General features: G+C 70.3%; 7 protein-coding genes. 3 read left to right on the top strand and 4 right to left on the bottom strand.

The genetic code is table 11. The features are described from left to right. Positions 1 to 44 precede the first annotated feature (44 nt). A complete protein-coding gene (locus ACYVGQ_RS06110) occupies positions 45 to 5,087 on the bottom strand; it encodes an SdrD B-like domain-containing protein (RefSeq protein ID WP_460783663.1) in 5,043 nt (1,680 codons plus the stop codon). Between the two features lie 206 nt (positions 5,088 to 5,293). Between ACYVGQ_RS06110 and ACYVGQ_RS06105 the strand changes: the two genes are divergently transcribed. Next, positions 5,294 to 6,331 (top strand): FUSC family protein, encoded by a 1,038-nt coding sequence (locus tag ACYVGQ_RS06105; RefSeq protein WP_460783662.1) that lies wholly within the window; start codon positions 5,294 to 5,296, stop codon positions 6,329 to 6,331. Positions 6,332 to 6,466: 135 nt separating this feature from the next. Here ACYVGQ_RS06105 and ACYVGQ_RS06100 read toward each other — a convergent pair whose 3' ends face one another. Further along, positions 6,467 to 6,634, bottom strand: coding sequence for a hypothetical protein (locus ACYVGQ_RS06100; protein ID WP_460783661.1), 168 nt, complete (start codon positions 6,632 to 6,634; stop codon positions 6,467 to 6,469). 90 nt (positions 6,635 to 6,724) lie between these two features. Here ACYVGQ_RS06100 and deoD point away from each other — a divergent pair, with 90 nt between their 5' ends. Continuing rightward, on the top strand, positions 6,725 to 7,435 hold the full coding sequence (gene deoD, locus ACYVGQ_RS06095) for a purine-nucleoside phosphorylase (RefSeq protein WP_460783660.1): 711 nt from the start codon (positions 6,725 to 6,727) through the stop codon (positions 7,433 to 7,435). Between the two features lie 121 nt (positions 7,436 to 7,556). Continuing rightward, positions 7,557 to 10,064 (top strand): DEAD/DEAH box helicase, encoded by a 2,508-nt coding sequence (locus tag ACYVGQ_RS06090; RefSeq protein WP_460783659.1) that lies wholly within the window; start codon positions 7,557 to 7,559, stop codon positions 10,062 to 10,064. Between the two features lie 238 nt (positions 10,065 to 10,302). Here the strand turns inward: ACYVGQ_RS06090 and ACYVGQ_RS06085 are convergent, their stop codons facing one another. Both ACYVGQ_RS06085 and alr read right to left on the bottom strand, forming a co-directional pair. Continuing rightward, positions 10,303 to 11,268: a D-alanine--D-alanine ligase family protein gene (locus ACYVGQ_RS06085; RefSeq protein ID WP_460783658.1), complete on the bottom strand. Its 966-nt coding sequence runs from the start codon at positions 11,266 to 11,268 to the stop codon at positions 10,303 to 10,305. After that, positions 11,265 to 12,374, bottom strand: coding sequence for an alanine racemase (gene alr, locus ACYVGQ_RS06080; RefSeq protein WP_460783657.1), 1,110 nt, complete (start codon positions 12,372 to 12,374; stop codon positions 11,265 to 11,267). Before alr ends, ACYVGQ_RS06085 begins: the two co-directional genes overlap by 4 nt. Between the last annotated feature and the right edge of the window lie 148 nt (positions 12,375 to 12,522).

Raw genomic sequence — 12,522 nt, 5'->3', positions numbered from 1 at the left:
GCCTGCGGGTGCGGGGGCCCCACGTCCCCGCACCCGCATCGATGTCATGCAACCCGTCGGCGCCGGAGGGAAATGGTCCCGCCGAGCAGCAGCATCGTCATCGCCGCGGCCAGGATCAGCCACGGAGTCGCAGCGCCGGTGCCGGCCAGGACCGCCCTGGGCGCGTAGCCCGCGTCGATGTCCGGCCCGTCGGCCTCACCCGGGAGCCCCGAGTTCGAGCCGCTCAGCGGCGTCGTGAAGGTGATCCGGCCCGTCTCGGGGTCCACGTCCGAGTCTCGGCCGTCGTCGTCTCCCCTGTCCGGCGGCGTGAGGTCGTGGGCGACGCCGTCGATCACGACCGTCTTCGGGAACTCGATCGAGTACTCCGTGCCGGGCAGGAGGTCGGTGAACGCGTAGTAGCCGTCCTCGTCGGTGGTCGTCGTCTTCACGAGCTCGCCGTCGGCGTCGTAGAGCTTCACCTCGATGCCGGGGAGGGGCTTCTCGCCCGGATCCTGGATGCCGTCGCGGTCCGCGTCCAGCCAGACGTAGTCGCCCACCGAGACCAGCGACGGCAGGTAGCCCGCGTCGATCGTCGGGTCGTCGGCCTCACCGGGCTCCGTGGAGTTCGAGCCGGCGGCCGGCGTCGTGACGTTCACCCTGCCCGTCTCGATGTCGGCATCCGAGTCGGCCGCGTCGTCCGATCCCGCGTCCGGCGTCGTGAGACGGATGTCCACGCCGCCGACCGTGACCGTCGTCGGGAACTCGACGATGTAGTCGGTCGAGGTCGGCAGATCCGGGAAGACGTAGTAGCCGTTCTCGTCGGTCGTGGCCGTCGCGATCTCCTCGCCCTCCGGCGTCAGAAGGCGCACCTCGACGCCGGGGATCGGCGCCTCTCCGACGTCCTGCACGCCGTCGCGATCGGTGTCGATCCAGACGTAGTCGCCGATGGAGACGAGCGGGGCGATGTAGCCCGCGTCGATCGTCGGGTCGTCGGCCTCGCCGGGCTCGGTCGAGTTGGAGCCGGTCACCGGCGTCGTCACCGGCGCACGGCCCGTGGCGACGTCCGGGTTGGAGTCGGCCGCATCGTCGTCGCCGGCGCCCGGGGACGTGAGCGAGTACTCGCGGTCATCGAAGGGCACGGTGCGGGGGAACTCGACGACGTAGTCCGTCGAGTTCGTGAGGTCCCCGAACGCGTAGTGCCCGTTCTCGTCGGTCGTGGTGGTCGCGACCTCTTCGCCGTCCGGGGTGAGCAGCCGCACCGTCGCTCCGGCGACGGGCGTCTCGTCCTCGTCCTGGATGCCGTCGCGGTCCGCGTCGATCCACAGGTGGTCCCCGATCGAGACGAGGGTCGGCGTGTAGCCGGCATCGATCGTGGGATCGTCCGCCTCGCCCGGCTCACCGGAGTTGTTCCCGGACAGCGGCGTGGTGACGGTGGCGATGCCTGTGGCGGGGGTCGGGTTCGAGTCCTCGGCGGAGGTCTCGCCGCCGACCTGCTGCGTCAGCTCGTGGCGGATGCCGTCGATCGTCACCGTGGTCGGGAACACGACCTGGTAGTCGGTGCCGGGCTCGAGGTCGGTGAAGGCGTAGTAGCCGCTCTCATCGGTCTCCGCTGTGCCGATGACGGTCTCGCCGTCGGCGCTGCGCAGTTCGACGATGATGCCGGGGAGCGGTGCTTCGCCCTCCTCCTGGATGCCGTCGGCATCCAGGTCGAGCCAGACGTAGTCGCCGATCGACACGAGCGGCGCGGAGTATCCCGCGTCGATCGTCGGGTCGTCGGTCTGACCGGGGCCGGTGAGGTTGTCGCCGTCCGCGGGCGTCGTGACCGGCGCGCGGCCCGTCGCCGGCAGGGGGTTGGAGTCGTCCGACGTGTCGTCGCCCGCCGTCTGAACGGTCAGTGCGTGGACGATCCCGTCCACGGTGACCGTGGTGGGGAACTCCACGACGTAATCCGTCGAGGCCGGCAGGTCGGCGAAGAAGTAGAACCCGTTCTCGTCGGTCGTCGTCGTCGCGATCTCGGTCTCGCCGTCCGCGCTGAGCAGTCGCACCGTGGCGCCGGCCACCGGGGTCTCGCCCGCGTCCTGGACGCCGTCGCGGTCCGCGTCGATCCAGACATAGTCGCCGATCGAGACGACATTCGGCGTGTAGCCGGCGTCGATCGTCGGGTCGTCCGCCTCACCGGGCTCGGTCGAGTTCTGCCCGGATGCCGGCGTCGTGATGTCCACGCGGCCGTCCGAGGGATCCGGGTCCGAATCGGCCGCGTCGTCGTCGCCCTGTCCCGGCGAGGTCAGCGGGTGCTCGATGCCGTCGATCGTGATCGACGTCGGGAACTCGATGACGTAGTCGGCGCCGCCGGGCAGATCCGGGAAGACGTAGTATCCGTCGGCATCGGTGGTCGTCGTGGCGACCTCGTCGCCGTCCGGCGTCAGCAGCCGGATCTCGGTGCCCTCCGGGACGGGGATCTCGTCGTCGTCCTGGATGCCGTCCCCGTCGTCGTCGATCCACAGGTAGTCGCCGACGGAGACGACCGGGATGTATCCGGCATCGATCGTCGGGTCGTCCGCGTCCCCGGGCGTTCCGAGGTTGTTCCCCGACTCGGGGGTGCGCACCGGAGCCTCGCCGGTGGCGACGGCGGGGTTCGAGTCGGAGGCGCTCGCGCCGCGGGCCGGCTCGGTGAGGCGGTAGACGGCGCCGTCGACCGTCACGGTGGTCGGGAACACCACCGTGTAGTCGCTCGAGGCGCGCAGATCGGTGAAGGAGTAGTAGCCGTCCGCGTCCGTGGTCGTCGAGCCGACCTCCTCGCCGTCGGCGTCCAGCAGCCGCACCGCGATGCCGGCGACCGGCGCCTCTCCCGCATCCTGCTGACCGTCGTCATCAGCATCGATCCAGACGTAGTCGCCGATCGACACCTTGGCGGGGATGAACCCGAAGTCGATCGAGTGGTCGTTGCGGTGCTCGGCCGGCGTGGTGAGGTCCGCGACGACGGTGGGGACGCCGCCCACCGTCCGGGTCGAGCCGTTGCTGTCGATGTTCCGGTTGGAGCCGACGGCGGTGCCGGTGAGGGCGACGCCGGCGAGCGGGCCGCCCGCCTCGAAGTCCTCGGCGCGGTCGAGCCGGATCTGGTACGGCGTTCCCGGCAGGAGGCCGTCGTCCGTGTCGAACCAGTACTCGCCGTTCTCGTCGGTCTCGGTCGTCGCGATCAGGGTGCCGTCGACGTCGTAGAGCGAGACCAGGACTCCGGCGGCGATCGGCTCGTCCGGATCCTGGATGCCGTCCTCGTCGTCGTCCAGCCAGATGCGGTTGCCGATCTGCTGGGTCGCCTCCAGGACCAGCGCCTCCATGTCCGCGAGACCCTGCGCCTTCTGGAAGTCACCGGTGACGAGGCGGTTCGCCGTTCCCGTCGAACCCGCGGCCTGGTTTCCCGTGGCCGGGTCGAAGGCGCGCAGGCCGTTCGTCCAGAGCCCGGTCGCGTCCATCTCGTTGATCACGATGCGGTCGGTACCCGGGACATGGACGAAGCCGCCGAACGCCGCCTCGTTGTGGAGGCCGCCGTAGTCGTCGAAGTCGCCGCCTCGCGCCAGGTCGCCACGGCAGTCGAAGTCGAGCGAGGACCCGCTGGCGCAGACGCCGACGATGTCGCCGGTGGCGATGTAGGCGGAGTATGCGGCGCGGCCGTCGTCCCGGGTGCCGTAGTACAGCAGGGTGCTGTACTGATCGCCGCCGCGGTCGCGGAAGGCCAGGAGCAGCCCGCCGGTCTCCGTGAAAGCGATGTCAGAGAGCATCGGCTGCGGCACGGAGAACTGACCGGCCAGCCCCTGCCCCGCCGGATTGATCGGCGTGGCGGCCGCTGCCCGATTGATGCAGTCCTGAGCCACATCATCGCTCCACGGGAGCCAGTCCGCGTCGCGACAGGTGGCGGAGACGGCGAGGTTTCCGGATGCCACTCCGGCGCGACCGGGAGTGACGATGGGGTCGCCCGTCCAGGCGACGCCGGTCGCCGAGAGCTCACCGGCATCCGAGATGCCGTACTCGATGACGCTCGTGGCGGAGGTCGCACCGCAGACGGCGCCGACATAGATCCTGCCGTCGTTCTCGGCGAGGGCCATGGGGGCCCAGTCCTCGTCGGCCGCGCATGCGATCGCAGGGATCGGCAGCGTCTGGAGCGGGGCGGGGCCGGCGGCCTCCTGAACGGGGTACACGACCACGGAGTCCGTGTGCATGTTGACCGCGAGGAGGAATCGGCTGTCCTCGGTGACCTCGACGTCGCCGAGGCTCTCCCGCCCGACCGCGGTGCGGAAGTCGTAGTCCTGCGTCTGGTGACCCGCCGCGTTCGTGCTGGTCATGTCGTGCGCGGTCGTCCCGGCGTCGGCGACTGTGGCGTACACCTCGGTGGCGCCCGTCCACGGGTCGACGCGGTAGATCGCGCCAGGACCGCCAGGACCGTACGTCGAGCCGCGCTTGGCGTAGGCGCCGGCGTAGAGCTGCTGCACGTCCTGGTCGAGTCCGATTCCGTACACCGACCCCGTGGTGATGCGGCTGGTGACGCCGGAGACCGCCGCATCGAGGCGATAGGGAACCCGATAGATCTCATTGGTCTCGCTCGCGTCGGGCCAGATGCTGTCTGGTTGGATCGCGGAGAAGATGGTGGCGTTCCCGGCGCCGACGGTCCTCAGGTCGGTGAAGCCGACGGCCACCTGGGCCGCCGCGCCATCGGAGACGTCGACGAACGAGGTCGTCGGAGAGAACTGGGGGAAGGCATGTCCGTCGAGGACATGCGCCTCGGTGTAGTTCGTGGCGCTCGGGTTCGTCACCTCGATGCGGTACCGCCCTCCCACCAGGGTGTTCCCCCCGTCGGAGGCGGTGACCGCGACCTCACCGGAGGCGTTCGTGGAGCGCGTGAACGTGTGACCGGACGAGTCCGTGAACCGGACCGTCACCCCGTTCAGCGGCGCGTCCACCGCCGCGTCGTATGCGCTGTCGACGTCACGGTCGGCCACCACGGTGACCGTGATGGTGCCGTCCCCCGGAGCTGCGGATGCGGCCGGTGCGAAGGCGACGGACAGCGCGGCCGCCGTCACCAGGCTCGCCGATGCGGCGATGAACTTCTTCACGTCAGTCTCCCCTGGCGTCTACCCCAACGCGGCGGGCGCCGCGATCCGTCTTCCCCAGAAGTTGCCGTGTCCTGCTCCCCGAGTTGAAACGTAGCGGGCGAGCGGGGGCGGCTTCACTCCCATCGCGCGTTTGACCCCCGAACGGGGGACAATCCCGCACCGGTACGTCACCCGCGCCCCGGCATCCTGCGCAGTAGCGTGGGAGCATGCGGATGACGACGGCGGTGCGCAGCGCGAAGCGCGGCTCCCTGGTGCAGGTCGTGAAGTCCGCGGTCGCGACGATCGGATCCTGGCTGATCGCCGGCTGGCTCATCCCCGGACCTCTTCCGGTGTTCGCCGCCATCGCGGCCCTGCTGGTCGTGCAGCCCAGCGTGAACCAGTCGCTCGCCAAAGCGCTGGAGCGCAGCATCGGCGTGATCGCCGGCGTGCTCATCGCGGTCGGCCTCAGCCTGCTGCTCGGTCCGCAGAGCTGGGTCGTGCTGCTCGCGATCGTCGTGGCGATGCTGGCGGCATGGGCGCTGCGGGCGACGCCCGGCACAGGCAACCAGGTGGCGATCTCCGCGATGCTCGTGCTCGCGCTGGGCTCATCGAGTCCGGACTACGCCCTCGATCGCATCCTGGAGACGCTGATCGGCGTCGCGATCGGTCTCATCGTGAACGTGGTCATCGTGCCCCCGGTCCTCGTGGACCCCGCCCGCCGCGATCTCGGCCTGCTCGGCGGGGAGCTCGCCGCGAGCATGGCACGGCTGGCCGCCGCCCTTCCCGCGGCCCGCACGCAGGCGCAGCTGCAGGAGCTGATGCTGCAGGCACGGCTGCTCCGACCCATGCAGGTCTCGGCGGAGGCGTCCATCTCCGCCGGCGAGGAGTCGCTGACCTTGAATCCGCGCCGCTCCACGCACCGGGACGATCTGCGCGAGATGCGCGCGCTGTTCGAGAAGCTGTCCCCAATCGTCACGCAGGTGATCGGGATGACCCGCGCCTACTTCGATCACTACGACGACGAGCTCGGAGGCGAGCCCGCCGTGCACGCCATCGCCGAGCAGCTGCGCAGGGCGGGGCACGATGTGCGGCTCGCCGTTCAGGTCGCGGAGGTCGCACCCGAGCCTGCGGCGCTGACCTCCGCCGTCCCCGCGCTCACCGCTCCCCTGCAGGTGACGCCTCCGGCGTCCGGTCATTGGATCCTCATCGGCTCGCTCCTCGAGGATCTCCGCCGGATCCGCGGAGAGCTGGTCGGCGAGGACTGAGCACGACGGTGTCTCCAGGTCGCGAACCCTGTCGTTCCGACACGCCGCACGCGCGCTGGGTCGCGAAACCTGTCGCTCTGCACACCAGATGACGACAGAGAGTGCGACCGGAACACCGGCCGGACGGGGTCGGAGCTACTGCGGCTCAGGTTGATCCGGGCCCGGGCCGCCGGTCCATCCGAGGCCCTGGGTCCCCTGCCGTTCGGTCAGGGTAGCCAGCAGGGCGTGTATCGCCTCGAGCCGCTCGCAGATCGCCTGAGCGTCGGCGGTGACGGGTTCGGTCCATGCCTCATTGTTCGTCATGCGCCGACCCTCCCCCTGCGGCCCGCCGGCCGCACACCCCGTTGAGCGCCGCCGGTCATCGTGGTAAGCCCCCTCCTCTACGCTGATCCCATGAGCACGCACATCGCCGCCGAGCCCGGCCGGATCGCCCCCGTCGTCCTCTTCCCCGGCGACCCGCTGAGGGCGAAGTGGATCGCGGAGACCTTCCTCGACGATGCCGAGCTGTACACCGAGACGCGAGGGATGCTGGGGTTCACCGGCACCTGGGAAGGACACCGCGTCTCGGTGCAGGGCTCCGGCATGGGCGTGCCGTCGATGTCGATCTACGCGAACGAGCTGTTCCAGGACTACGACGTGCAGACGATCGTGCGCGTGGGATCCTGCGGGGCGCTGACGGAAAGACTGAAGGTCCGCGACATCGTCATCGCGAACGGCGCCTGCACCGACTCCGGGGTGAACCGGGTGCGCTTCCATGGACTGGACTACGCTCCGGTCGCAGACTTCTCGCTGCTGCGCGCCGCGGTCGAGGCGAGCGAGTCGGAGCCGCCGGAGGCGGACGTCCACGTCGGCCTGCTGCTCTCCAGCGACCAGTTCTACAGCACCCGTCCCGAGCTGAACGAGCCGTTCGTCCGGCACGGCGTGCTGGGCGTGGAGATGGAGACCAGCGGTCTGTACACGCTGGCCGCCTACCATGGGCGACGGGCGCTGAGCATCTGCACCGTCTCGGACCACATCGTCACCGGCGAGCAGACCACGGCGACCGAGCGCGAGCAGACCTTCGGCGACATGATCCGCATCGCGCTGCGCGCCGCCACCGGCTGAGCCGCGCGCCGCAGCAGGCCATCATGCGGCAGCAGGCGATCGCGCGCCGCGTCCGCCCGCTGCCGCGTGAACGCCTGTTCTCACGCGGGTCGGATGCCCGATGGGGGATGATCGAAGGATCATGCCTTCCTCGCTCGCAGCATCCCTCGTCCCCGCCGGCGCCGATGCGGATGCCGTCTACCTGGCGTTCGTCGAATGGGCGGAGTCGACGGGGATCCGCCTCTACCCTGCACAGGACGAAGCGGTCATCGAGATCGTGTCGGGCAACAACCTGATCCTCTCGACCCCGACAGGGACGGGGAAGTCGCTCGTCGCGGTCGGCGCCCACTTCGCCGCCCTCGTCCACGGCCGCCGCAGCTACTACACCGCCCCCATCAAGGCCCTGGTGAGCGAGAAGTTCTTCGCGCTCGTCGACATCTTCGGAGCCGACGACGTCGGCATGGTGACAGGCGACTCGTCCGTGAACGCGGATGCTCCGATCATCTGCTGCACGGCCGAGATCCTCGCCAATCTCGCCCTTCGACAGGGCGCGGATGCCGAGGTCGGCCAGGTCGTGATGGACGAGTTCCACTTCTATGCGGATCCCGACCGGGGCTGGGCGTGGCAGATCCCGCTGCTGGAGCTCCCGCAGGCGCAGTTCGTCCTGATGTCCGCGACGCTCGGCGACGTGACGGGGCTCGCAGCGGATCTCACCCGGCGCACCTCGCGCGAGACCGCGACCGTCACCGGCGTGGAACGCCCTGTGCCCCTGCACTACTTCTACGAGACGACGCCGATCCACGAGACGATCGAGGATCTGCTGAACACCGGTCAGGCGCCGGTCTACATCGTGCACTTCTCACAGGCGGCGGCCATGGAGCGCGCCCAGGCGCTGTCGAGCACGAGGATCGCGAGCCGGGAGCAGCGCGACGAGATCGCGGACCTCATCGGCGAGTTCCGCTTCACGACCTCCTTCGGCAAGACCCTGTCCCGGTTCCTGCGCGCGGGGATCGGCGTGCACCACGCCGGGATGCTGCCGAAGTACCGGCGCCTCGTGGAGCAGCTCGCCCAACGAGGGCTCCTCCGCGTCATCTGCGGCACCGACACGCTCGGGGTCGGCATCAACGTCCCCATCCGCACGGTGCTGCTCACGGCGCTGACGAAGTTCGACGGCACCCGGATGCGTCAGCTGAACGCCCGCGAGTTCCACCAGATCGCCGGTCGCGCGGGGCGCGCCGGCTTCGACACCGCCGGGACAGTGGTCGCGCAGGCGCCGGAGCACGAGTCCGAGAACATCGCCGCGATCAGGAAGGCGGGCGACGACCCGAAGAAGAAGCGCAAGATCATCCGCAAGAAGGCGCCGGACGGCTTCGTCTCCTGGGGGGAGCCGAGCTTCCGGAAGCTGATCGACGCGGAGCCCGAGACCCTCACCTCGCACATGCAGATCACGAGCGCGATGATGCTCAACGTCATCGCGCGCGGCGGCGACGTGTTCGGGAATATGCGCGCACTGGTATATGAGAACCACGAACCGCGCTCGCGCCAGCGGGTGCTCGCCCTGCGAGCGCTCGGCATCTACCGGACACTGCGCGAGTCGGGCATCGTCGAGCAGGATGCCGACGGGCGCATCCATCTCACGGTCGACCTGCAGCCGAACTTCGCGCTCAACCAGCCGCTGTCCCCGTTCGCCCTCGCAGCCTTCGATCTGCTGGTCCCCGAAGCGGCGACCTTCGCCCTGGACATGATCTCGATCATCGAGTCGACTCTCGACGATCCTCGGGCGATCCTCGGCCAGCAGGAGTTCCTCGCCAGGGGCGAGGCGGTCGCGGCGATGAAGCAGGAGGGGATCGAATACGAGGAGCGGATGGAGCTGCTCGAGCAGATCACCTATCCGAAGCCTCTCGAGGAGCTGTTGGAGGCGGCGTTCGAGACGTTCGGATCCGCCCAGCCGTGGATCCGCGACTTCGAGGTGCGCCCCAAGTCCGTCGTCCGCGACATGTACGAGCGGGCCATGTCGTTCGGGGAATATGTCGCGCAGTACAAGATCGCCCGCTCGGAGGGCGTCGTGCTGCGCTACTTCTCCGACGCCTACCGCGCGGCGTCCCAGACCATCCCCGAGGATCTCAAGAGCGAGGATCTCCGCGATCTCATCGAGTGGCTCGGCGAGCTCGTGCGCCAGGTCGACTCCAGCCTGCTCGACGAGTGGGAGGAGCTGCGCGCCGGGACCGACAACGGCGCCTTCGACCGGCCGGACGGCGGCCCGATCGTGCCGCCCGCCCCGAAGCGGCTGACGAGCAATGTGCGCGCGTTCCGCATCCTGGTGCGCAACGAGCTCTTCCGCCGTGTGCAGCTCGCCGCCCGCGAGGACGTGGACGCGCTCGCGGCGCTCGATCCCGACTTCGGCGTCTCGGGATGGGATGCGGCGCTCGACGCGTACTTCGCCGACCACGAGGAGATCCTGACCGGCGGCGATGCCCGCAGTTCGAAGCTGCTGCTGCTCACCGAGGGCGCGACGGAGTGGACCGCGCGGCAGATCCTCGACGACCCCGCCGGCGATCATGACTGGGGCATCTCGGCGACGATCGACCTCGCGGCATCCGACGAGGCAGGTGAGGCCGTGATCACCGTGACGGCGGTGGATCGGCTGTAGCCGGACGGAAACCCGTTTCGACTCGCGCGGCCTCCGGCCGGGCTCGCTCAACGAACGGAAGAAGACCCGCCCCGCGCACACCCGCTCGTTGAGCGAGGACGCGCAGCGACCGAGTCGAAACGCCCCACCCGGGCACGCCCGACGAACCGAAGAAATCCACCCCGACCCGCTCCCCCACCGCCAGTCGAGCGAGGACGCGCAGCGACCGAGTCGAAACGCCCGCACCGGGCGGGAGGCCTCAGCGGGCGGGACGCACCAGAGCGGAACGCACGAGCCGGTCCACGAGCTCCGGGTAGTCCACTCCGGCGGCGGCGAACATCCGCGGCACCTGCGAGGCGGCCGTCATCCCCGGCATCGTGTTCACCTCGTTGAGCACCGGGCCGTCCTCCGTCAGGAAGAAGTCGATCCTGGCGACGCCCGCGCATCCGAGCGCATCGAACATCGTCAGTGCAGCGCGCTCCAGCTCGGCCTTCTCGCCGGCATCCAGCTCCGCGGGAACCGTGAAGCGCGCGGAGCCGTCGTACTTCGTCTCGGTGTCGAAGAAGCCGCTCGCATGGATCTCCAACGGCGGAGCCGCCCACCCCATGCCATCCGCCTCGAGGATGACCGCGACGTCGATCTCACGCCCCGAGACGACCTCCTCGACGAGGAGGCGATCGTCGAACCGGGCGGCCTCCTCCAGGGCGGGCCGTAGCTGCACGGCATCCCGCACCAGGCTCACGCCGTAGCTCGACCCCTCGGATGCGGGCTTCACGACCACCGGACCGGCGTACTCCACCGCGTCGATCCCGGAGGCCCGCACGAGAACGCCGCGGGCGGTGCGGATGCCGACGGCCTCCGCGACGAGCTTCGTCGCCCACTTGTCCATGCCGATCGCGCCGGTCCCCAGCCCCGACCCGACCACGGGGACATGGGCGAGCGCGCACAGCGCGGCGAGTGTGCCGTCCTCGCCCAGCACGCCGTGGATCGCGGGGAAGACGGCGTCCGACGCCGCGACGAGTCCCAGCGCGCCCTGCAGGGATTCCGCCGGAGTCGTCCCCAGCGCTGCTCCCGCGTGCGTCCAGACGCCGTCCCTGCCGATCGTCACCTCGTCGACCTCGTAGACGCGCTCGCGGAGCGCGGCGGCGATGCCCGCCGCCGAGGCGACGGAGACGTCGTGCTCCGCGCTCTCCCCTCCGCCGATGACGAGAACCCGCTGCGTCATGCCACGCTCCTTCGCACTCGGGGCCCGATGCCCGTGATGATCGTGTGCGGGATCGTCCCCGCCCAGTCCGCCCAGTCGGCGAGCGACGGGACTGCACCTCCGCCGGGACCGAAGACCGTCGCCACGGCGCCCCGTGGATGGGCGACGTCCCCGGTGGCGACCACGATCTGATCCATGGACACGCGCCCGACGATCGGATGCCGCAGCCCGCCGAGCTCCACTCCCGCCTGCGGCGACAGCTCCCGCGGGATGCCGTCCGCGTAGCCGACGCCGAGCACGCTGAGGTGCGTGGCGCGCTCGGTCACATACGTGCCGCCGTAGCCGATCGGGGTGCCCGCCTCGACGAAGGAGGCGTGCGCGACCGGAGCGGTGAGGCGTCCGGCGTCCACGAGCTCCGTCGTGCCGGACGGATCGATCCCGGCGAGTCCCGCGCCGATGCGCACGAGGTCGAAATGCGTGTCGGGGTCGGTGAGCGCGCCCGCCGTCGCGGCGAGGTGCACGATGAGCGGTCCGAATCCGGCGCGCAGCGCCGCATCCCGCGCCGCCTGCATCCGCCGCACCGCCGGGACGTTCGCCTGCGGGTCGGCCTGGTCGGCGAGCGGGAGATGGCCCATGACGCCGACGACGCGAATCCTCCCTGACCGCTCCCCCTCGCGCGCGATCTCCAGGAGCTCGGGCCAGTCGCCGAATGCGCAGCCGCCGCGGGCCATGCCGGTGTCCATGTTCAGATGCACTCGCACGGCGTCCGGCGCATCCGCGATCACCGAGCGCAGCTCCGCGGGCGATCCGACGGCGATCTCGATGCCGTGCGCGGCGGCGAGCGCCGCGTCGATGCCGGCGGGGTGCAGCCAGGCGAGCACCGGAAGCGTGACGCCCGCCTCGCGCAGCAGGACGCCTTCGCCGATGTCCGTCACACCGAACGCCTCGACGCCCGCCCGTTGGGCGGCGAGCGCCATCGGGACGAGTCCGAGGCCGTAGCCGTCCGCCTTGACGACCGCCATGACGCGGCTGGACGTGCGCGCCCTGATCGTGCGGATGTTCTCGGAGATCCCCTCGGGGAGGGTCTGGAGCGTGGGCGCGGACGGCAGGTCCGCCACGAGGCTCACAGGCCGGTCCGGGGGTCGCGAACGGGCTCGATGTACATCCGTTGGCACCCATCCTCGACAGCATCCGGTCGGAGTTCATAGTGCCACGTATCCGTGGAAGGAACCTGACAGCGGACGGAGCGCCGTGTCGCGATCCGTGCTCGAGGGC

The sequence above is a fragment of the Microbacterium tumbae genome, assembly GCF_054780175.1.
This window is presented reverse-complemented; position numbering and strand designations above follow the sequence as displayed.